Origin of the sequence: Bacillus sp. AFS029533, assembly GCF_002585125.1 — a bacterium.
In the GTDB taxonomy this organism is placed as follows: domain Bacteria; phylum Bacillota; class Bacilli; order Bacillales; family Bacillaceae_G; genus Gottfriedia; species Gottfriedia luciferensis_B.
Genome location: NZ_NUQC01000021.1, coordinates 315,154 through 336,902, shown reverse-complemented (window position 1 = coordinate 336,902; position 21,749 = coordinate 315,154). Strand labels below are relative to the sequence as shown.

Annotated in this window: 22 protein-coding genes; 21 read left to right on the top strand and 1 reads right to left on the bottom strand. The window is 34.4% G+C overall.

Going from position 1 to position 21,749, the window contains the following annotated elements:
* Positions 1–67 precede the first annotated feature (67 nt).
* A complete protein-coding gene (locus tag COE53_RS12675; protein ID WP_098948173.1) occupies positions 68–1,450 on the bottom strand; it encodes a hypothetical protein in 1,383 nt (460 codons plus the stop codon).
* Positions 1,451–1,702: 252 nt separating this feature from the next.
* Here COE53_RS12675 and COE53_RS12665 point away from each other — a divergent pair, with 252 nt between their 5' ends.
* From COE53_RS12665 to COE53_RS12570, 21 genes are all read left to right on the top strand, one after another.
* Positions 1,703–2,425, top strand: coding sequence for an amino acid ABC transporter ATP-binding protein (locus COE53_RS12665; RefSeq protein ID WP_098948171.1), 723 nt, complete (start codon positions 1,703–1,705; stop codon positions 2,423–2,425).
* A 27-nt stretch (positions 2,426–2,452) separates the two neighbouring features.
* Positions 2,453–3,235, top strand: a complete 783-nt coding sequence (locus COE53_RS12660) for an ABC transporter substrate-binding protein (RefSeq protein WP_069034299.1) — start codon at positions 2,453–2,455, stop codon at positions 3,233–3,235.
* Positions 3,236–3,302: 67 nt separating this feature from the next.
* Positions 3,303–4,004, top strand: coding sequence for an amino acid ABC transporter permease (locus tag COE53_RS12655; RefSeq protein ID WP_069034298.1), 702 nt, complete (start codon positions 3,303–3,305; stop codon positions 4,002–4,004).
* A gap of 242 nt (positions 4,005–4,246) precedes the next feature.
* Entirely contained in the window at positions 4,247–4,984 is a 738-nt protein-coding gene (locus COE53_RS12650; RefSeq protein WP_098948170.1) for an IclR family transcriptional regulator, read from the top strand.
* A 329-nt stretch (positions 4,985–5,313) separates the two neighbouring features.
* Complete coding sequence (locus COE53_RS12645) at positions 5,314–6,684, top strand: PTS transporter subunit EIIC (RefSeq protein WP_098948169.1); 1,371 nt, start codon at positions 5,314–5,316, stop codon at positions 6,682–6,684.
* A 215-nt stretch (positions 6,685–6,899) separates the two neighbouring features.
* Positions 6,900–7,877, top strand: coding sequence for an ABC transporter ATP-binding protein (locus COE53_RS12640; RefSeq protein ID WP_098948168.1), 978 nt, complete (start codon positions 6,900–6,902; stop codon positions 7,875–7,877).
* Complete coding sequence (locus COE53_RS12635; RefSeq protein ID WP_098948167.1) at positions 7,874–8,677, top strand: ABC transporter permease; 804 nt, start codon at positions 7,874–7,876, stop codon at positions 8,675–8,677. Before COE53_RS12640 ends, COE53_RS12635 begins: the two co-directional genes overlap by 4 nt.
* Positions 8,678–8,681: 4 nt before the next feature.
* Positions 8,682–9,464 carry an ABC transporter permease gene (locus tag COE53_RS12630; protein ID WP_098948166.1) on the top strand — a complete coding sequence of 261 codons (783 nt, stop codon included), beginning with the start codon at positions 8,682–8,684 and terminating at the stop codon, positions 9,462–9,464.
* 109 nt (positions 9,465–9,573) lie between these two features.
* Complete coding sequence (locus COE53_RS12625) at positions 9,574–10,497, top strand: type II toxin-antitoxin system SpoIISA family toxin (protein ID WP_098948165.1); 924 nt, start codon at positions 9,574–9,576, stop codon at positions 10,495–10,497.
* A gap of 58 nt (positions 10,498–10,555) precedes the next feature.
* Complete coding sequence (locus COE53_RS12620; protein WP_098948164.1) at positions 10,556–10,744, top strand: hypothetical protein; 189 nt, start codon at positions 10,556–10,558, stop codon at positions 10,742–10,744.
* A 101-nt stretch (positions 10,745–10,845) separates the two neighbouring features.
* Complete coding sequence (locus tag COE53_RS24365) at positions 10,846–10,968, top strand: hypothetical protein (protein WP_286143721.1); 123 nt, start codon at positions 10,846–10,848, stop codon at positions 10,966–10,968.
* 71 nt (positions 10,969–11,039) lie between these two features.
* The gene (gene mutT, locus COE53_RS12615) at positions 11,040–11,429 is read left to right on the top strand and encodes an 8-oxo-dGTP diphosphatase MutT (RefSeq protein WP_098948163.1); all 390 of its coding nucleotides are present in this window, start codon (positions 11,040–11,042) and stop codon (positions 11,427–11,429) included.
* A gap of 151 nt (positions 11,430–11,580) precedes the next feature.
* Positions 11,581–11,976 (top strand): VOC family protein, encoded by a 396-nt coding sequence (locus COE53_RS12610; RefSeq protein WP_091022497.1) that lies wholly within the window; start codon positions 11,581–11,583, stop codon positions 11,974–11,976.
* Positions 11,977–12,246: 270 nt separating this feature from the next.
* Complete coding sequence (locus COE53_RS12605) at positions 12,247–12,480, top strand: hypothetical protein (RefSeq protein WP_098948162.1); 234 nt, start codon at positions 12,247–12,249, stop codon at positions 12,478–12,480.
* Positions 12,456–12,986: a rod shape-determining protein MreC gene (gene mreC / locus COE53_RS12600; RefSeq protein ID WP_098948161.1), complete on the top strand. Its 531-nt coding sequence runs from the start codon at positions 12,456–12,458 to the stop codon at positions 12,984–12,986. Before COE53_RS12605 ends, mreC begins: the two co-directional genes overlap by 25 nt.
* Positions 12,987–13,090: 104 nt before the next feature.
* Positions 13,091–13,834: a MurR/RpiR family transcriptional regulator gene (locus tag COE53_RS12595; protein ID WP_098948160.1), complete on the top strand. Its 744-nt coding sequence runs from the start codon at positions 13,091–13,093 to the stop codon at positions 13,832–13,834.
* Between the two features lie 132 nt (positions 13,835–13,966).
* Positions 13,967–15,904, top strand: coding sequence for a PTS 2-O-a-mannosyl-D-glycerate transporter subunit IIABC (gene mngA / locus COE53_RS12590; RefSeq protein ID WP_098948159.1), 1,938 nt, complete (start codon positions 13,967–13,969; stop codon positions 15,902–15,904).
* A gap of 15 nt (positions 15,905–15,919) precedes the next feature.
* Complete coding sequence (mngB, locus tag COE53_RS12585) at positions 15,920–18,520, top strand: mannosylglycerate hydrolase (RefSeq protein ID WP_098948158.1); 2,601 nt, start codon at positions 15,920–15,922, stop codon at positions 18,518–18,520.
* A gap of 1,093 nt (positions 18,521–19,613) precedes the next feature.
* Entirely contained in the window at positions 19,614–20,462 is an 849-nt protein-coding gene (locus tag COE53_RS12580; RefSeq protein ID WP_098948157.1) for an AbiJ-NTD4 domain-containing protein, read from the top strand.
* 77 nt (positions 20,463–20,539) lie between these two features.
* Entirely contained in the window at positions 20,540–21,094 is a 555-nt protein-coding gene (locus COE53_RS12575; RefSeq protein WP_098948156.1) for a hypothetical protein, read from the top strand.
* A gap of 46 nt (positions 21,095–21,140) precedes the next feature.
* On the top strand, positions 21,141–21,458 hold the full coding sequence (locus COE53_RS12570) for a hypothetical protein (protein ID WP_098948155.1): 318 nt from the start codon (positions 21,141–21,143) through the stop codon (positions 21,456–21,458).
* The last annotated feature ends 291 nt before the right edge of the window (positions 21,459–21,749 follow it).

Sequence of the window (21,749 nt, the reverse complement as noted above, 5' to 3'; positions counted from 1 at the left end):
CCTACTAATTTATTTTAGTAGGACTATAATCTTTATTTCAGTTAGTATAAATTAATTCATAGTCTTATTAAATCAAAAATATAGCAACAACAGTAGTAAAAACCAACCCTATCAAAACAGGCAACAAATTCCGTCTAGCCAACTCAAACGGACTAACATTACAAATAGCCGCAGCAGGAATCAATGCCCAAGGAATCAATGTTCCTCCACCAACCCAAATCGCCGCAATCTGCCCCATAGCAGTTAAAGTAGCAACCCCATGCCCAATCGCCGTAGCAAATAATGAAGCAACAGAACCAGCAAGTGAAATACCAGAGAATCCAGATCCATCTAAACCTGTAATTGCCCCAACAGTTGTTAAAGTTACTCCTGCTACCCCAGGATTTACCGGAACTGAATGCGCCAAAGCAAACCCTAAATCATTTACAATCCCATGTGATCCTTTTGGCAAGTAATCTCCAATAATTGCAGTAAATCCACTATCCCCAAGATAGAAGAAAGCAGCAATTGGAATAACCGGACCAAATACTCTAAACCCAAATTTGAATCCATGAATTAAATAATTTGTTACCTCTTCAAATCCTTTATTTTTATGCCCCAACATGGATAGGAAAGAAAGGATGATTAATGCAGTACCCCCGATTAATGCTGTTGCATCTCCACCTTGTAAATTGAAATGAACCATCGCCCAAATATCCACTGCAAATAAAATGAAAACAAGAGCGGCCATCCATTTTTGTTGAGTAGATGAAAGTAAATAGTCCTCAGCTTTAGTATCCTCTTCAGGTAATTCGACTGTTAAAAGTCCTCTTTTCATATCCCGTTTTAAGAAATAAAAAGCAACCACAGTTGTCACGACACCCATTACGATCACAAGTGGAATACTTGCATGTAAAACATCCGAAACCGGAATGCCAGCCGCGTCAGCAGTTAGTTTAGGTGCCCCTTGAATTACGTAATCACTAGAAAGAGCAATACCATGACCGAATAAATTCATTGCCATCGCAACACCTAACGCTGGTAATCCAACTCTTAAAGCAACTGGAAGTAAAACTGCACCAATTAATGCTACTGCAGGAGACGGCCAGAAAAACCAAGATACAACCATCATAACAATCCCAATCGTCCAATAAGCAAGTGTGGCGTTTCTCATCACCTTTGTAAATGGACTGATGAGCGCCTGATGCACTCCGCTATCAGTTAATGCTTTACTCATAGAAACAATAATCGAGATTACTAAAATAGTAGAAAGTAATTCGGATATGGCGTATATGAAACTTGAAAACAAGATACTGACTGAACTAGATAGTGACTCAGTAGCTACCAAGCCAAGAAGAAATATTCCTGCGAGGCAGACTAGGCTAGTGTCACGTCTAAGAATTAAAAATAAAATAATTAAACCTATAAATGCTACATAAAGCCAATGTATGGCAGTTAAATCGACATGCATGAGAATAGCCCCCTTACGTTACATATATTGGATAACAATATATGCATTCGCCTAGTTTTGGGTGATTGGAAAGATTTGACAGACTGACTTCTGAAAATTGTACTAAAATAATTACTTTGTTAACTGAAATAGTAGAAAGAAAATTACTTAATGACGGAATAGTCGGAATTGTGTATAATATTGATAAAATAGAAATGGTTTCCGCATTGTGGAAAAATTGTTGTTATTTACTCGATGGGAGGGTTGATGAATATGATTCAGATCAAAAGTGTAAGTAAATCATTTGGGCCATTACAAGTACTAAAAGGAATTGATTTAAAGATTGAAGAAAAAGAAGTGGTTGTTTTATTAGGAGCAAGCGGATCAGGGAAGAGCACTCTTTTAAGATGTTTAAACTTTTTAGAAATCAATGATTCGGGAGACATTTATTTTGATGGTGAATTGGTTCAACCTAGTAAAACAGATTTGAATAAAATTCGGTCGGAGGTTGGTATGGTTTTTCAACACTTCAATCTCTTTCCGCACAAAACTGTTTTAGAAAATATAATTGAAGCTCCCATTCATGTTAGGGGAATGAAAAAGAGTGAAGCAAAAGAGATTGCTTATGTTTTGTTGGACAAGGTTGGATTGACAGATAAGGCTGATGAATATCCAGATATGTTATCAGGAGGACAAAAACAAAGGGTTGCGATTGCACGTGCACTTGCGATGAACCCGAGGGTAATGCTGTTTGATGAGCCTACTTCAGCCTTAGATCCTGAACTAGTAGGAGAGGTTCTTCAAGTTATGAAACAGTTAGCGAGTGAAGGGATGACAATGGTTGTAGTCACTCACGAAATGGGTTTTGCTCGAGGTGTAGCGGATCGAGTTTTATTCATGGAGGAAGGTTTAATTTTAGAGGAAGGTACACCTAAACAGTTTTTTGAAAATCCACAAAATGAAAGAACAAAGCAATTTCTTAATAGTATTTTATAATTTTAAAAATTATGGGAGGTATAAGAAATGAAAAAGAAATGGTATGGTGTTTTATTATCTTCAATGGTAGCAGGGACAATGTTTCTAAGTGCATGTGGAGCAGATAAAACCAGTAATCAAGCGAGTTCAAAAGAATTTCATTATGCGATGAGTGGGTTATATAAACCATTTAACTTTAAAGAAGATGGAAAGCTAACTGGATTTGATGTTGAAATCGGTAAAGCACTTTCGGATAAAATGGGAATGAAGGCTGTACCAGTAACGAACCCATGGGAAACAATTGTTCAAGGATTAGTGTCCAATAAGTATGATGCGATTTTGGGGAGTATGACGATCACTGATGAACGATTAAAAGTGGTTGATTTCAGTAATCCATATTATATTTCAGGTTCTCAGATTTTTGTCGCTGATAATAATAAGGAAATCAAATCTGCTGAGGATTTAAAAGGGAAGAAAATTGGCGTTGTAAAAGCAAGCCCTTATAAAGATTTAGCGATTAAGTATACTGGTAAAGAAAATGTAGTTGATTATGATAGTGATCTAACGGCTATAATGGATCTTCCAACAGGTAGACTAGATGCTGTTATTACGGATCAAATGGTTGGCTTTAGAGTCATTAAAGAAGGAAAGGCTAAGATTAAAGATGTTGGCACACCACTAACTCACGATAATCAAGCAATTGCTGTAAGGAAAGATGATAAAGAACTTGAGAAGAAAATTAATAAAGCTTTAGATGAAATTATTAAAGACGGGACTTACGAAAAAATTAGTCAAAAGTGGTTTGGTCGCAATATTCTTGAAGAAAAATAATAATAGAATACTAGCGTAAAATTAGAGCCTAAGATTTTTTAGGACAAGATGAGGGGTGAGGTTCATCATGCATATATTCTTAAATACATTTCATGTGTTTTTAGTAGCAACTTTATTAACGTTAAAATTAACAATCGTATCTACTATTTTGGGAAGTGGAATCGGACTTATATTTGCATTTTTTAGACTCTCACGGATTAAAGCACTCAATTATATTGCTAATCTGTATATTACGGTCATTCGTGGCACACCGCTTATTGTTCAAATTGCCATTTTATATTTTGGACTTTCTAGTATTATTACATTCTCGCAGTTTTGGGCAGGTGCATTGGCGTTAGGTGTGCATAGTGGAGCATATATTGCTGAAATCTTTCGTGGTTCAATTCAATCAATTGACAAAGGGCAATTGGAAGCTGCGCGTTCTCTTGGGATGTCCCAACCTTTAGCAATGAGAAGAATCGTACTACCTCAAGCTTTTAAAATGGCGATTCCTGCTCTTGGAAATCAGTTTATCATTGGATTAAAAGATTCTTCACTTGTAGCATATGTAGGGATGCAAGATTTATGGGGAGCAGGACTAAGTGAGGCTGCCTCTAACTTTGAACAAATGAATACATATATTGTCGTAGGTTTATATTATCTTGCACTTGTACTAATCATTACGTTTGGAGTTAAAAAGCTTGAAGATTCTTTAGATGTGAGTCGTGGTAAAAAACGTAAATTAAGAAAAAATAAGTCTAATGCATCATTAGAATCAATAAAGTTATAAATTAATTGGAAAAACAGACGATAAACTTGTAAGATAGATGTAAAAAATTACTCTCACAATTATTCAATTGCAAGTTCGAAAGGAAACAAGAAGAGCTGAGATACTTAAGTCAACGCATCTTTAAAGAAACGTACGTATACTACCAGTACGTAATAAACGGGAATCCACCTAACGTGGAAACTTCCCAGATTTTTGAACAGACTCCCCAAGATAAGAAGTGAAGAGTCATAGGAGTTATGATCATGGTCCAATCAATTGACCGAGCTATGCTTATTATCGATATCCTAAATTCGGATGAATCCAAAAGTAATTGGCAAATTACCGAATTAGCGGAAAAAACATCTCTATCTCTCGGTACGCTTCACCGATTACTTAACGCTTTAATCCAACATGGACTTGTTGTACAAATACCTGAAACGAAGCATTACAAATTAGGGTATAAATGGATGGAACTTGGCCTTCGTCAATTGGATAAAATGGATTTTAGACTAGTTGCAAGACCAGTAATGGAGCGTTTGGCGAACCATTTAGAGGAAAGTATCTACTTAAATATTGAGAGTGGAATAGATGGAATTGTGATTGATAAAATTGACAGTCCTTTAAAAATTAGAATTGCTGAAAATTTGGGTATCCGAATTCCAATACATATTGGTGCTCCCAATAAAACCATTCTTGCTTATATGAAAGAGTATGAAATACAACAAGTACTAGATCAGCTTAATCTTTCACCTGATTCAATATCAACTTTAAAACAGCAACTAGGTGAAATCAGACAAAATGGTTACGCAATAAGTCAAAGTGAAAAAACAGAGGATACGGCGGCTATTGCGGCTCCAATTACTGGATATAACAACAAAGTTCTTGCTGCTTTAAGTGTGAACGTACCAGGTTTTCGTTTTACTCAGGAACGTGTTCCCTTTTTGATTGATGAAGTAATGAAAGCAGCTGAAGAAATTTCAAAGAAAATAGGGAAAATATAGGTGATATAATTCTTTAATGGCGCGTTCCACTAACATGGGATGCGTCTATTTTTTTATTAAATCATACTTGATAGTGACTCATCGGATTCTTTCCTCTTAATACCTTGTCATAAAAGCGATATCATTAGCGTAAAATTTAAAAGAAAATTTCAAAATATGTAATAAAAAAATCGAAATTTTGTTTATGGTAAATAACCTATGGATGTAAATTTTTAGGAAAGGGAGAGGATAGACGATTTAAAAAACTATCAATCTATCAACGCTGACTATTATCATAAACATTTCAAACTATTTTAAGAGGTAGGATTATTTTGAAAGGGGTTAAGAAGATGGCAAAGGGGATTAGCAAATACTTAATAATTGCTGAACATTTATTAGAGCATTTAGGCGGAGTAGAAAATATTACGACGTCCACTCATTGTATGACAAGATTACGTGTAGCTTCGAAAGATCATTCAAAGGTAGACATAGAGGCAATCAAAAAGACAGAAGGGGTTCTAGGAGTTGTAGAAGAAGAAACGATTCAAATCATACTCGGACCTGGTGTTGTAAATAAAGTTGCAGCAGAGTTTGATAAACTGCTTGCGGCGGCCACTGATTTTGATCTGAATGAGGTAGCTTCAAAAAACAAATCAGAGATTGATAGAAAGAACGCAAAACCTTTTAAACTTTTTTTACGTAGAATCGCAAGTATTTTTATTCCGTTAATTCCTGCCCTTGTAGCTTCAGGATTAATAACTGGTATTACAAAAGCAATTGTTCAAGCGGAATGGCTTGCAGCAGACTCAAAATTAGCTATTATTTTAACTGTTATCGGATCGGGTCTGTTTGCTTATCTTGGAATTTTAGTCGGAATAAACGCGGCTAAGGAATTTGGTGGATCACCCGCCCTTGGGGCTTTGGCAGGTATTCTTGTCATCAACCCTGGAGTTGCAGATATCTCATTGTTTGGGCACAATCTGCTTCCTGGTCGTGGAGGGTTAATCGGAGTTCTTTTTGCAGCAATCTTCATCGCTTTAGTTGAAAGGCAAGTAAGAAAATTTGTACCGCAATCTCTAGATATTATTCTCACACCTACCATAGCGTTATTAATTACAGGTATCGTTACATACCTTGTATTTATGCCTGTTGGCGGTTATGTTTCGGATGCAATTACAAAAGGCTTGCTAAATGTTCTTGATTATGGAGGAGTTGTAGCTGGATTTGTACTTGGGGCAACATTCCTTCCACTAGTCGTTACTGGGCTCCATCAAGGTTTGACTCCAGTTCATCTTGAATTAATCAACAAAATTGGAGATGACCCTTTACTTCCAATTCTTGCTATGGGTGGAGCGGGTCAAGTAGGAGCAGCGTTTGCAATATACTTTAAAACGAAGAAAAAAAGCTTAAAACGTGCAATCGGTGGGGGACTTCCATCAGGAATGCTTGGAATCGGTGAACCATTAATCTTTGGTGTAACGCTCCCGCTAGGACGTCCATTCTTAACTGCATGTTTAGGTGCCGGAGTCGGAGGAGCATTTCAGGCTCATTACCATATCGCGACAATTGCTGTCGGTGTTTCAGGACTTCCATTATCATTCTTAGTTCACACAAATCAGATTTTATTATACCTAACTGGAGTTCTTATCTCTTATGTAGCTGGATTTATTTTTACTTACTTATTCGGATTTAAAGATGAAATGGCAGCTGAATTCAAGTAAGTTACCATGTCAGATGGAGAACCTTCAAACAAATTTATGAATAAGTTTACTAAAAAAGGATGAGATTAATTGATTTCATTCTTTTTTTGTTGCCATTTTCTTTTAAAAACATATTTTTCTAAAATTACCGAATAAACTGAAAAAATATATTGACGTGCCGATAGTATGATGATAGTATTTTTCTTCCAGTCAAAAAATGTTAGGAGGCGAAAAAATTGATTACAGTAGATGGTTTAAGTAAATCCTTCAATGTTGCGAAACGTTCTTCAGGACTTAGGCAGGCAGTGAAGGGGCTTTTTTATCGTGAGCATACGATTGTTGAAGCGTTGAATGATATTTCTTTCACTATTGAACCGGGGGAAATCGTCGGATATATTGGTCCGAATGGCGCGGGGAAATCTACAACGATAAAAATAATGAGCGGAATATTGGTTCCAGATCGAGGGACGTGTAACATAATGGGATACACTCCATGGAAGGAAAGAGCTTCCTATGTAAAACATATCGGTGTTGTTTTTGGGCAACGGTCTCAATTGTGGTGGGATGTACCTGTCATAGACTCGTTTGAGCTTCTCCGTGATATTTATAAAATTCCTCAAAACGAATATCAAGATAATCTTGATCTACTGATTGAAACACTCGATTTAGAAAGTCTGATTCATTCACCTGTACGCCAATTAAGCTTAGGACAAAGGATGCGTTGTGAAATCGCAGCATCATTGTTACATAGTCCGAAAATTTTATTTTTGGATGAGCCCACAATTGGGCTAGATGCTGTTTCAAAAATTGCTGTACGCGAGTTCATTAAAAGGATAAATAAAGAAAAAGGTGTTACAGTCATTCTTACGACGCATGATATGAATGATATTGAAGCTTTAGCTGATCGAGTTATTTTAATTGGTAAAGGAAGTTTATTGTTCGATGGTAACTTGACTGAATTACGAAAACATTTTGGGACTCATAAAACGATTACGGTAGATTATCGGGAGGACCCCAATCCATTTAAAATTCCTGGAACCACAATGATTTCGTGGTCTCCTGAACGGGCAATTTTAAGTTTAGATACTGAACAAGTTAAAATATCTGATGTGATTTCCAGTTTATCCAGTAAGGTTGACCTACTCGATGTGACGATTGAAGCACAACCAATTGAAGAAATTATCGTGGGTCTCTACAAGGAGTTTCAAATATGAAGCCATATGTCTCTGTACTAAAACTACGATTATTAAACGGAATGCAATATCGTTCAGCAGCATTGGCGGGGGTAGCAACACAGTTTTTCTGGGGATTCATGTACATCATGATCTTTGAAGCTTTTTATAGTCAAACAGTACATTCTCAACCACTTTCTTTAAAAGAAATCATTACATACTTATGGTTACAACAATCCTTTTTAGCTTTCATCATGCTGTGGTTTCGTGATAATGAGCTTTTTGATCTCATTACAACTGGGAATATCGCATATGAGCTCTGTAGACCATGCGAAATATATGGATTTTGGTATTCAAAACTTTTAGCCCAACGCTTGTCGAGTGCAATTCTAAGGTGTTTCCCAATTCTACTTGTCGCATTCCTTTTACCTCAACCTTATAAAATGACGTTACCACCAAGTGTCTTAACCTTTGTGTTATTTTTACTTGCCCTGATTTTTGGATTATTTCTACTAGTTTCGATTTCAATGTTCATTTATATTTCAGTTTTTGTGACAATGTCACCTATAGGCTCTTTACTCCTGTTTGGGGTTTTTGGTGAATTTTTCTCTGGTTTAACAATTCCGATTCCACTAATGCCGGGTTGGCTTCAGACTGTTGCTTATTTCCTTCCGTTTCGATGGACAGCTGATTTCCCGTTTAGAGTTTACTCTGGGAATATTCATCAAAATGAAGCAGTTATTGGTATCGTAATACAAATCATTTGGTTAAGTTTACTTGTTTGGCTAGGAAGAATTGCTTTTAATAAAGCCTTACGAAGAGTCGTGGTCCAAGGAGGTTGACGCTATGGCACTATATTTTAAATATCTTCTTATTCTCTTTAAATCACAAATGGAATACCGCACATCTTTTTGGCTTTTAACAATTGGCCAGTTTTTAATTCCGTTCTCGATGTTTGCGGGTCTTTATTTTTTATTTGAACGTTTTGGACAAATTAAAGGATGGACTTTTTATGAGGTTGCGCTTTGTTTTGCCATTATTCATATGGCTTTTGCATTAAGTGAATGTTTTGCTCGTGGATTTGACTCTTTCTCTAGTCTAGTAGCTAGCGGTAATTTTGATCGAGTACTTGTTCGTCCAAGAAGTACGATCGTTCAAGTTATGGGCTCAAAATTCGAGTTTACTAGAATTGGTAGATTGCTTCAGAGTTTAATTGTTTTGATTTGGGCATTAAATAGTCTCTCCATTGAATGGAGCAGTATGAAAGTAGTGACCATTATTTTAATGATCATTAGCGGGGTCTTTATTTTTACCGGAATCTTTATTCTTGCTGCAACGATGTGTTTTTGGACAATCCAGGGTCTTGAAGTGGTTAATATTTTTACAGATGGTGGAAGAGAGATGGCGCAGTATCCATTAAATATCTATCAGAAATGGGTAACTAAATTCTTTACATTTGTTATTCCTTTTGGATGTGTAAATTACTTACCTTTAATGTACATTCTAGATAAAACGGATGGGAAAGCGTATCTATATATGTTATCGCCAGTAGCAGGGATTATTTTTATTATACCTTGTTTACTAGTTTGGCAAATTGGAGTGAGGCATTATCGATCGACGGGTTCGTAAAACTCTTTACATAATAAATCCGTTAAATTAGTGTTCCAATTTTCTATTTATTTGTGAAGCAAACTCTACCTTTTCTTTGATAAAATATTAGATATAAGGGGGAGTTAAGTTGAAAGTACAGATAGGTAAATATAAGGTTAACTTCTTGGTAATATATGTGATATTACTTGTATTGATGTTTAGTATAATATTTTCACTAATGTTTTTATTTCATGTATCTCACTTGAAAGTTTTATTTGGAGGATTTTCTATTTTATTGCTAATTGTTTTAGCTTTTTACTGGATGGATAGTAAAAGCTTTCATAACAACTTAGGTCGTATACGAAGGACATATTATACGTTGTATTTAATAGTCATGGCAATTGGAGTAATAACTAGTAATCTAGATTTTAAGAATTGGAAGTTACTTACAGAAATTTCAGCTTTGGTAGTTTTTATAGATTTAGCTGTATTTCTATGTCCAAACATTTTAAAAATTTGGAGTGCAGAGTTTAAGTATGAAGATGAAGTTCGTGAGGCTTTGACAGAGAGTAAACAGATGATTTTAAAAAGTGCCAAAAAAGCAGAAAACTTCTCTAAAGTCATACAAGAAACCGTTGTTTCCTTTGAGAATAAACCTCTTCCACAATCAAGTGAAGAGTATGTTAATCAATTATCGGAATATCTGAAGCTATATAGCGATACATTCGGTATTGCCATCACTATATTTGTATTTGACTCACCAATTAGCGAGGAAGATAAGCAAAATAAAATTCGGTCCCAGATTACTAAGATGAGTATTAGACATGCAATAAACTTTTCAACAAATGAAGAAGATAAAAAGAATATGATAAAGACTTTTTCTTATGGTGAAACCATTATTTTAAAAGAGGAAAAACTAATTTCTATACCTTACTTCGGAAATTATTATAGTATGATTGTGACATTAGAGGCAGGAGATGTAGCGGTCGATGGGATTGATGCTTCTTATATTTCAAACTTGTTATATATTTTTGATTGGTATATGGTTGATTTAGAAGAGGATGATGAATAATTATAATTATTATGATAAGATATGAATGAACACATCTAATAAAACAGGAGGGGTTATCATGTCAAGTATAAGTGGACAAGCAGTAAGTGAACTTCGTAGATCTGCAGGTATTAAGCGAAGAAAATCTAAGTCTAACTCCCCTACAGTGAACTCCTTACGACCAAATACACAAGTAGCAGTTGTTGAAGGATTTAGAAATGTTCTTAAAGCTAACGCTAAAGCAGAAAAACTTACATATACAAGGTAAATTATTAAGCAGGGGATGATAATATTCTCTGCTTTTCTTATGCATAAATGCTTCTTTTCCTGTATAGGATTGGTATTAAAAGATTGTACAGGAGGAGCATTATGGGATTAAAACGAAAAAATAAAAGAAAATCCACTCAACCACACACAAAAGTAGTCGATTTTGGAATGGGTAAGACATTAGCTAAAATTGAAAAAGCAATTCGAATTTTAGAAAAGAAATAGTATTAAGATTTTTTGGATAGGCTGTCTAAATGTACTTCCCAAATAATAAATATTTAAAGGATTAAAAAACAATGAAAAAACAAATTAAAGTAGTTGGTGCTGTAATTAGAAACGATCAAAACCAAATACTATGTGCCTTACGTTCACCAGAAATGAGCATGCCAAATAGCTGGGAATTTCCTGGTGGAAAAATAGAGAAGAATGAGAAACCTGAAGAGGCGTTGGTTCGTGAAATACAAGAAGAATTAGGATGTGAAATATCTGTAAACGAACTAGTTCATGATGTAATTCATGAGTATCCAAATATAATTGTAAATTTGATAACTTACGAAGCCAAGATTATAAGCGGTAAGCCAGTAGCTAATGAGCATGCGAAGATCGAATGGAAAGAAATCCCTGAGTTAAAAGAACTTGAATGGGCCCTAGCTGACCTTCCTACGGTTGACAAATTGATTAGATAAAATATCAATTACTAGATGTCGAACGAATGATAAAAGAAATATTTCTTTGGAAATTGAATTTATTTCCAGATCCAATATAATTATAAATAGCAACTATAGTGTACATACTAGATGAGTTAAGGAAAATTCGTGTAAAACATAGGAGGAAACTATGGGAAGATTAGTTCATTTCGAAATTCATGTTGATAACATGGAACGTGCAAAGAAGTTTTATGGAGAGGTATTTGGTTGGACGTTTCAAGATTGGAGTGAATATGCAGGAATGCCATACTTTGGGGCAGTAACAGGCAATGAGGACGAAATGGGAATTAACGGTGCCTTAATGCAACGCCAAAGTGCTCCTCCTGAAGCAAACCAACCATTAAATGGATATGCATGTACAATGGGAGTAGAAAATTACGACGTTACGGAAGCTAAAATTGTTGAAAATGGTGGCAAAGTAGCAATGCCTAAATATGCACTGCCTGGAATGGCATGGCAAGGATACTTCAAGGACACTGAAGGTAATATTTTTGGAATTCATCAACCGGATGCTAATGCAAAGTAATTATTGATGGGTTTGATGAATAATTCATGAGTTAGATTTGAACAATTATTTAAATTACTTATAGGAACAAAAGTCAACTGTCGGCAGTTGGCTTTTTATTTTTCAATTCTTAATTTTGGTAACAATTGGGAATGATGAAACAGCAGATTCTATTAAAATTATTTAAACACAAAATAGCCATATTACCCTTCTTATTTAGGATATTTTTCATGGTATTCTTAAGTTGAAATTGCTTTAATTCATGAAATTAGATAAGAAAAGGATAAACCGATGAAAAAAATAATTATCATTACCGTGTTAATCGTCGCTCTTTTTACAAGTGGGTATCTTTTCTCAAAAAGCAAGACATTCGAAAATTACACTAACAATATTAATGATTTAATTAAATTAAAAAAAGAGAATGATTACTTAAATAAAAAAATGAGCAATGAAACATCTTTAAAAGCAAACATAACTGAATACAATCTCGAAAATAAAGAATTAAAACAACTAAAGAAAGACTAAATAAAGAAAGTCAAAGCTACAAAACTGAAGTAGCAATCGTTACAAAAAGAGATTTTGATACATGGAACAGCTTTGTAGAAATAAATAAGGGATCAAAAGATGGAGTAAAAATAAATACAAATGTAATAACCTCTCAAGGCTTAGTGGGTAAAGTAATCGAAGTTTCGAATCATACCTCAAAAGTAGATTTATTAAGCGCAATTAAATATACTTCATATATTTCAGTCCAACCAAAAAATAATCATCAATTACAAGGCCTAATTAAAGGGGCAGATGAGAAAACTGGCTATTTAAAAATGACTCTTTTCAATGTAAATGATAAATTAAAATCTGGAGAAATCATTGTTACCTCTGGTCTAGGAGGAATCTATTTACCAGGTATTGAAATAGGTAAAGTAAAAGAAGCTAAAATTGATAATTTAGGTTTAAATCAAACAGCTTATATTGAACCTTTATATGATTTAAACGATTTAGAGTACGTTATTTTATTGTTGAGTCAAAAATAAAAGGAAGAACAGTAGTAAAAGAGAACAATATTATAGTTGTTCTCTTTTTGAAGTTAAATACTAGTAAATTAATAACAGTACATAAATAAGTAGGTGTATGCTTAATGTTACATTTCGAGGAAAGGATTCAAAAATTTGAATATAAACTAAACGATACTGATGATCAAATTATTGAGTTTATTTTGAATAACAAAGAAGAAGTTGTTGGCTATTCTATACAATATTTAGCTGCTCAATTGTTTACTGTCCCGAATACAATTACGAGATTAACAAAAAAATTAGGTTTTGATGGATTTTCTCAGATGAAGAATAGTTTAAAAGAGGAGATTATTAAGCAGGAAGTTTTTACAGAAGAGGATAGTCTATCATTTAACATTCATAAAAGCATTGGATTAATTGATCAAAATAAGTTAGCTCTCACTACGAAATTAATTCAAGAAGCACGTAGGGTGCTTTTCTTTGGTGTAGGGGATACTGCGCCATTTTGTGAAATGATGATAAAAAATCTTAAAGTTGTTGGTAAACAAGCTGAGTACTATTTCCATCGTCATGATATATTGTATGAACTTTCTAGACTAGAGTCTAAAGAAAATAATTTACTATTTTTAATTTCATTGTCTGGAGAAACGGCTCAAGTATTGGACGTAGCGGACCTAGCCAAACAAATGGGAATTAAAATAATTTCACTTACACATTTTAGTAAAAATGCTTTACAACAAATAGCTGATTTGAATTTGTATTGCTATTCTCCTAATAAAAAGTTTAATGAATACAATATTACAGATAAAACACCTTTGTTATTAGTTCTTAGAGCTTTATCTGAGTTTTATTGGAAAGCATCGAATTGATGTGTATAAATACACTTTAAAAATATAATTTCACTAAAAACTGTGTAAAAATGAGAAGTATCAAGCTTCTTATTTTTTTTTTGCTATGATGAAGTCAAAGTAGTCCACTAATAATTGAAAGGGGTTACATAAATGCAGTTAAAAAAGTTAACTTCTGAAGCTTTGATCAGAACTAAAGTGGGATTTACATCTAAAGAAGAGATCATAAAATTTTTAGTTAAAAAATTAGCATCAGAAGGGAAAATTCATTCTGAGGAAGAGTTTTATAAAGCAGTAATGGAAAGAGAAGCTTTATCTCCAACTGGTTTTGAAGGTGGTCTTGCTATTCCACATGGAAAATCTTCGGCAGTTAAAGAAGCTTCATTTGCAGTCGCAACACTAGAGAAGCCAATTAGTACTTGGGAAAGTGTTGATCCAAAAAATCAAGTTGAATTAGTTATTTTGTTAGCGATTCCAAAAGAAGAGGAAGGAACAACACACCTTACTCTATTATCTGAACTGGTTACAAGACTATCAAATGAAGAGTATAAAAATAATCTACTTCATTCAAGGACGAATAAAGAACTTTATGATCGTCTTGATTTATCTTTACAATCTACTAATCAGAAAATCTCACAGGATAGAGATAAAACCGTTTTAGCCATTACAGCTTGCCCAGCTGGTATTGCACACACTTATATGGCAGCGGAAGCATTAGCTAAAGCAGGTAATGAATTAGGAATTAATGTATTTGTTGAAAAACAAGGTGCAAATGGAATTGAAGATCGGCATTCATACGACTTAATTAAAAAGGCTGATGCGATTGTATTTGCGGTTGATGTTGCAGTGAAGGATGAAGAGCGATTCAAACATCTTCCGAAAGTAAAAACATCTGTAGCTTCACCTCTTCGAAACGCAAAAGGTATTTTAGAACAAGCATTGCAAAAAGTAGAAAATAAACCTAAAACAGGAATGGTCGAAAGTGAAGAGTCAGTTTATGAGATTGAACGTAAATCTATCAAAACAGAAGTCAAGGATTCTCTTTTAACAGGAATCTCTCACATCATCCCTATTATTGTAGCGGGAGGTATGACGTTAGCGGCGGCTGTCTTTATTGCGCAAGCTTTTGGTCTTCAAGATGTATATGCAGAAGAAGGATCATGGTTATGGTTATTACGCCAATTAGGTGGTTCTTTATTAGGACAAATCATGATTCCAATTTTAGCGGCATATATGGCCTATTCGATTGCTGATAAACCAGCATTAGGGCCAGGTTTTGCAGCAGGGGTCGCGGCAAATTTAATAGGCAGTGGATTTTTAGGGGGTATGCTTGGAGGATTACTAGCAGGTTATTTCTTAAAGTATCTAAAAGTTAAGGTCAAACCTAAAGGAACTTTCGCAGGATTTGTTAGTTTCTGGTTCTATCCTGTAATTGGAACTCTTGTAGTTGGTTCAATCATGCTATTTGTAATTGGTAAGCCATTAGCTTTGTTAAATCAAGGACTAATTGATTGGCTAGATGGAATGAGTGGAGCAAATGCTATTTTACTTGGAGCAATATTAGGAGCAATGGTTTCATTTGACCTTGGTGGTCCAGTAAATAAGGCTGCTTACACATTCTGTATCGGTGCAATGGCTAGTGGGAATATTGTACCTTACGCAGCATTTGCTTCTGTCAAAATGGTTTCTGCATTCTCCGTCACTGGAGCAACGATAATTGGTAAACATTTATTTTCTGAACAAGAAAAAGAAATTGGAAAACAAACTTGGTTGCTTGGATTAGCTGGGATAACAGAAGGTGCGATTCCATTTATGATTAAAGATCCCCTAAGAGTGATACCTTCATTAATCGCTGGTTCAGCAGTCACAGGAGCGATCGTTGCTTACTCTAATATTGGTCTAAATGTTCCTGGTGCTGGAATTTTCTCTTTAGCTTTACTTCAAGGTAAACCAGCCATAGTAGCTGCAGGCATTTGGTTTGGAGCAGCATTAATTGGTGCGTTTATATCAACAAATTTATTAATTATGACAAGAAAACAAAAAATAGTTAAAGAAATAAAAGTAAAGGCATCACAACAAAATGTGGCATAAGAGTGGAGGAGCAAAATGAAAAAAGTTCATATCGTTCCACATATGCATTGGGACAGAGAATGGTATTTTACGACGGAAGAGTCTAGAATTCTATTAGTTAATAATATGGAAGAAATTATGGAGATGTTAGAAACGAATCCTGATTATCCTTTCTATGTGTTAGATGGACAGACTGCTATTTTAGAAGATTATTTTGCAGTAAAACCAGAAAATAAAGACCGAGTGAAAAAGCTTGTTCAAGAAGGGCGATTAATTATTGGTCCATGGTATACGCAAACGGATGAGATGATTGTCGGTGGTGAGTCGATTGTTCGTAATTTATTATATGGAATGAAGGACTGCGAAGAGTTTGGAGTACCGATGAAAATTGGTTATCTTCCAGATTCGTTTGGACAATCTGCTCAGATGCCGATGATTTTAAATGGGTTTGATATTAAGTATTCAATTTTTTGGAGAGGGACATCTGAACGTCATGGTACAGACAAAACTGAATTTTATTGGGAGTCAGATGATGGTTCAAAGGTATTAGTTCAATTGTTTCCGCTAGGGTATGCAATCGGTAAGTATTTACCAGAGGATGGAGAAGTTCTGCAAAGTCGAATTGATAAGTATTTCACTGTACTTGATCGAGGCGCAACGAGTGACCATATAATCTTACCTAATGGTCATGATCAAATGCCGATTCAAAAGAATATTTTTACAATCATCGAAAAGCTTCAAAATCTTTATCCAGAGCGAGATTTTTTCTTAAGTAAATATGAAAATGTTTTTGAAAATCTTGAAACACAAAATGACCTTGATAAGTTGAAAGGCGAATTTCTAGATGGAAAGTACATGCGTGTTCATCGAAGTATTTACTCGACAAGGATGGATATTAAAGCGGCGAATACTAGAATTGAAAATAAAATTACCAATATTTTAGAACCACTTGCATCTATCGCCTATCGTTTAGGGTTTGAGTACCACCATGGTTTAATTGAGTTAATTTGGAAAGAAATCATGAAAAATCACGCACATGATAGTATTGGATGTTGTTGTTCGGATAAAGTACACAGAGAAATTCTAAATCGTTTTAATTTAGCGGAAGAAAAAGTTGATCAATTGATTAATTTTTATAAGCGAAAAATAGTTGATTCGATGGAAACTTCTAATGAGCATGATCGGATTACGCTTTTTAATTTACTTCCATATGAGCGTACTGAAGTCGTGAATACTAGTGTTATGACAAAATTAAAATCATTTAAGCTAGTTGATCATGAATCAAATGAAATAGACTTCGAAATTATTGAAAGTAGGGTTACTGACCCTGGATTAATTGATCGCCAAATTGTTCATTATGGAAATTATGATCCATTTATTGAATATACAATTCAATTAAAAGATACGATCCCATCGATGGGTTATAAAACATATTTTGTAGAAGAAAGTGATGAGGTCTTAAAGAAAATAACTTATTCTACTAATGAGATTGAAACAGATTATTATAGGATTACTGTTAATTCAAATGGAACATTGAATATTTTTGATAAACAACTTAGACAAATTTTTACGAATGTCCTTCGTTTAGAAAATGGTGGTGATGATGGGGATGAATATGATTACTCTCCACTTCAAAATGAGGAGTTAATTTTTAATGATTATGTTGTTGCTGAAACTAAAATTCAGCAAAATCGATTTGGGGTAACAATTGATATTAAATATACATTGGCTGTTCCTTCTAATTTAGAAAAACGAAAAGAACAAATTTTTGATGGTGCTGTCAACGTTCATATTGTAGTTAATGTTCCAAATCATAAACGAATACTTAAGATTGAATTTGATATCGATAATCAAGCGAAGGATCATCGGTTAAGAGTATTAATTCCAACGAATATTGCTTCGGCTTTCTCGGTATCAGATAATCAATTTGGCTCGATTAAACGTAATGTAGTAGATTCAGCAATTCATGTGTGGGAGGAAGAGAATTGGGATGAAAGGCCAGATCCAATTTATCCTATGTTGAGTTATGTTAGTTTATTAAATGATGATTATGGAGTTAGTGTATTAACGAATAGTACGAGAGAATATGAGATTGTTGGTGAAAAGTTTGATACTATAGCCATCACTCTGTATAGGAGTGTTGGTTTTCTTGGGAAAGAGGAGATGGTACGTAGGCCAGGGCGACCGTCTGGGATTAAGTTGCCTACTCCGGATTCTCAGATGATTGGGAAGTTGTCGTTGGAGTTTGCGATTGCGACTTATAATAAGGAAGAGAATGTTGGGAGGATTGCTAAGGAGTATTTAACTCCGGTTGTTGCTTATAATAAGATTCCTTTTGATACTATGAAGTTGAATGAGTCTGGTGTGAAGACGCCGTTGGAGTTTAGCTTTTTTAAGGAGAGGTCTTCGAATATGGTTTTGAGTACTTTGAAGAAGGCTGAGAAAGAAGATAGAATTGTTTTACGTTTTTGTAATCCATTGGAAAGAGAAGAGAACTTTGTTTTTGAATTTCATGGAGAAATTAAACAAGTGTTTATTGTTAATTTAAACGAAAAGGTGCTAGAAGAGATTATAGTAAACGATTGGCAAGTTGAAATAAATGTGGGCATTAATCAAGTTAAGTCAATATTGTTATAAAACTTAAGGTTTATGGCACTAAATATTTAATCAATTTATTCCCTATAATCATGTGTTAACAATTGGATTATAAGCGGACTCAAAATAGAATACGTAAAGATCACAATTCTTAAAATCTGATTCAGACAGTGAATGATAATGAATATTTATTGTATGAATCTACTTTATTCCGTGACACAAGTAACAGAGGTTAAGTCTAAATGACTTGACGACCTCTTTTTTGTGTACACGAGAATTTTAGAAAGCTGTAAGTGCACAAACCCTTCAACTGATAAAAAGCTCTATTTGTGATATATTGTGTACTTTTTGATTTATTCATTTCTCTAGAAAAATGTACACAAAGGCTGCTCTATATCGATGGTTCTAGTACATTGAAAACTAGTAAGTTCATAATATACTTTTGTCTTATATGACGACTCATTTTTCACTAATTTCAAAAAGAAAGTAGAAAATGGTTATGTATTCCATCAAAGAGAATAAGGGAGTTCGTTTATTCTTCTTGATTAGACGGTGAGAAATATTTCATGAAACTAAAAAATGGATCGTGTGTAAAAAAAGAAACGAGCTTATGCTCATCTCCCACTTGAGATTTGTTCCACTGCTTTTGTTACTAATGTTTGAATCGTTTGAGTCAATTGAGGACTATTTATTACTTCATTAACTGAATTATTTGTAAGGAGTAAGTGTCGCAAGCTCAAGCGAAGGTGGCAAAGTTGTTGACCATATAGACGGCGAAACGTTAAATGATACAAGAAATACTCTACGAGTTTGTACGCAATTAAAGAATTTAGCATTCCGTCAAGGCGTGAAAGCAAGTTCAACGAACGCTTCGGGCTTTGAAGGCATTACATGGCATAAGAACCGTAATAAATGGATTGTACGAGATAAAGGCGTCCATATTGGCGTGTATGTAACGTTAGAGGAAGCGCTAATTGCGTTGATGGGATATTACGAAGATAAAAACGAGGGGACGGTGTAATTTAGCCGTCCTTTTGTCGTATAACTATTCATTTAAATTAGAATGTGGGTAAGATATAATGAAATTACTAAATATTTCCTAATATTTATTAAATTACGAAAGGGGAAACATCTTATGCTATTTTCTGAAAGATACGGACACAAAGAAGTTAAACAAGTTATTCAAATTGAATCAATGGACGAGGATTTAAGAGTAGGGTTATGGAATGTATTATCTTCATCGTTTTGGAGTAACCACTCTTTTGGAGCTTCGGTTGAATCAAACAAAGCTTTAAGTGCTTTAATAAATTGTATATGGAGAGACTATTTTAAAAGACCTTTAGATAAATTAAGTTATTTTTGGGGAGATTGCCATGAGGATATTAGAGAATACTTTTTTTTCCGAGCAGAATGGCACGAAGTATATAGCTTTATAGAGTTTGTAGCTAAAACCAATCATTACAGTACCTCATTTTTTAGAAAAAACTGTAATAAGGTATTGGAGCGTGAAGTGTCTGCATATCGGTTTGTCGATAATGAAATTCTTCGTATTACTTCAGATGAAGAAATTGAAACTATTGAAGCGGCTACTCGTATAAATTCAAGAACACATTATGCGGCAACCCACATTCAAAATTCGTTAGCGTTATTAGCAGATAAACAAGTACCTGATTATCGAAATTCCATGAAAGAATCTATAAGCGCCGTAGAATCAATTTGTAAGGCAATTGTCGGAAATTCATCAACGACACTTGGACGAGCATTGGAAATGATTGAACAACAATCACGAATTGATTTACATCCGAAATTAAAGGAATCATTTAAGCAACTTTATGGATACACAAGTGACGCTAATGGTATTCGTCATGACATTAAGGACGACCCGAACGTTGACTTTGAAGACGCTAAGTTAATGTTAGTTTCGTGTTCTTCTTTTGTAAATTATCTAACGTCGAAGGCTACTAAAGCGGGAATACAACTATAATTTATTGAATGAGTGTTCTCATTAATGAATGTTATTAGTATACTAGCTTAGTAATCTGTAAAGGGGGACAACAAAGTATGAAGAAATATGTACTAGCGGCGGTAGGTATATCAACGGTTTTAATGCTATCTGCTTGCGGTGATAAAGAAACGACAACTAAACCTAAGAATAAACCGAAAGAAACAAGTAATGTAGAAAAACTATTAAAAGGCGGTACGAGCATATTCCCAATGGAAAACGGAAACTATATGCTATTTTTGAAAGTCGGTAAGCCAACTGATATTAAAAAATCTGATGTAACTTCGATTGAATTCAAAAGTAAAACTGATGGAGTATTAGACGGCGGCGACACCGTCGATGTTTACCAAAAAGGCAACAAATACAGAATAGTTGTTACGGAGGACAATGATTCCGTAAAAGAAAATGAAGAGCGAGAGCGTACATACATGGTTGTAGCCGTCGATAATGACAAGTACATGATTGCAAGCGTTGCACGTGCGAAAGAGAAAGAAAAACCACTTGAAAAGTCTAAAGTTAAAAAAGTAAACGGTGGTACAATTTCGGTAGGAGATTATGTACGACTAGATGAAGTAAGCGGTGGGTACAACGTTGTTATTACGCAAGATAGATAATATTACATATCGAAATCAAGGTGTCCAAATTAAAAGGGGAAACTAAATGAAGAAACTATTAATTGTAGGTTTAACGGCATTAACATTAGGGGCGTGTTCTAACGGTGACAAGGAAACAAGTAGCGGGGTTGCATATGATTCGGATATTAAAGACAATCACGGCTACTCAATCAGTGAAGTAACGGCAGAAGGTTACAAGGTATTCGACTACAAGAACGCCCTTTGCGATAAATCAGAATTAACGATTAAAAAGTCGCAAGTAACGAAAGGTGACAAGAACCTCGAAAAAGGGGACGAAGTTTACGTATACTTCACAAATAAATGCGAAGTTAAAACGGTTGAAGGCAAACACTACAATATATAACAAATTGAGCGGGTTTTAGGTCGTCCAATATTAGGACGGCTTTTTTTTCGTTATACGAAGAATCCTTATGTATTACGGTGTTATACGACGAAGGTACTCAAGAAGTGGCGATTTAATGCCAAAAAGGTAACTATTTATTTAACAGTAGTAACCCCGTTCACTTCTAACAATTCACGATCGACATCTACAATAAACTAATGCACATTTTACGGATTACGTACGCTTAAATTATTCATCTTTTCTAAATTTACTAGAAATAATGGGTCATAATAATAATCTAATAGTTTATAT

Excerpts from the sequence above, each read along its gene's own strand:
- COE53_RS12580 (WP_098948157.1), top strand. The coding sequence starts at position 19,614 with ATGCTATTTTCTGAAAGATACGGACACAAAGAAGTTAAACAAGTTATT.
- mngA (WP_098948159.1), top strand. The coding sequence starts at position 13,967 with ATGCAGTTAAAAAAGTTAACTTCTGAAGCTTTGATCAGAACTAAAGTG.
- COE53_RS12570 (WP_098948155.1), top strand. The coding sequence starts at position 21,141 with ATGAAGAAACTATTAATTGTAGGTTTAACGGCATTAACATTAGGGGCG.
- COE53_RS12635 (WP_098948167.1), top strand. The coding sequence starts at position 7,874 with ATGAAGCCATATGTCTCTGTACTAAAACTACGATTATTAAACGGAATG.
- COE53_RS12645 (WP_098948169.1), top strand. The coding sequence starts at position 5,314 with ATGGCAAAGGGGATTAGCAAATACTTAATAATTGCTGAACATTTATTA.
- COE53_RS12630 (WP_098948166.1), top strand. The coding sequence starts at position 8,682 with ATGGCACTATATTTTAAATATCTTCTTATTCTCTTTAAATCACAAATG.
- COE53_RS12675 (WP_098948173.1), bottom strand. The coding sequence starts at position 1,450 with ATGCATGTCGATTTAACTGCCATACATTGGCTTTATGTAGCATTTATA.
- COE53_RS12660 (WP_069034299.1), top strand. The coding sequence starts at position 2,453 with ATGAAAAAGAAATGGTATGGTGTTTTATTATCTTCAATGGTAGCAGGG.
- COE53_RS12610 (WP_091022497.1), top strand. The coding sequence starts at position 11,581 with ATGGGAAGATTAGTTCATTTCGAAATTCATGTTGATAACATGGAACGT.
- COE53_RS12665 (WP_098948171.1), top strand. The coding sequence starts at position 1,703 with ATGATTCAGATCAAAAGTGTAAGTAAATCATTTGGGCCATTACAAGTA.
- mutT (WP_098948163.1), top strand. The coding sequence starts at position 11,040 with ATGAAAAAACAAATTAAAGTAGTTGGTGCTGTAATTAGAAACGATCAA.
- COE53_RS12605 (WP_098948162.1), top strand. The coding sequence starts at position 12,247 with ATGAAAAAAATAATTATCATTACCGTGTTAATCGTCGCTCTTTTTACA.
- COE53_RS24365 (WP_286143721.1), top strand. The coding sequence starts at position 10,846 with ATGGGATTAAAACGAAAAAATAAAAGAAAATCCACTCAACCACACACA.
- COE53_RS12655 (WP_069034298.1), top strand. The coding sequence starts at position 3,303 with ATGCATATATTCTTAAATACATTTCATGTGTTTTTAGTAGCAACTTTA.
- mngB (WP_098948158.1), top strand. The coding sequence starts at position 15,920 with ATGAAAAAAGTTCATATCGTTCCACATATGCATTGGGACAGAGAATGG.
- COE53_RS12575 (WP_098948156.1), top strand. The coding sequence starts at position 20,540 with ATGAAGAAATATGTACTAGCGGCGGTAGGTATATCAACGGTTTTAATG.
- COE53_RS12620 (WP_098948164.1), top strand. The coding sequence starts at position 10,556 with ATGTCAAGTATAAGTGGACAAGCAGTAAGTGAACTTCGTAGATCTGCA.
- COE53_RS12650 (WP_098948170.1), top strand. The coding sequence starts at position 4,247 with ATGGTCCAATCAATTGACCGAGCTATGCTTATTATCGATATCCTAAAT.
- COE53_RS12595 (WP_098948160.1), top strand. The coding sequence starts at position 13,091 with ATGTTACATTTCGAGGAAAGGATTCAAAAATTTGAATATAAACTAAAC.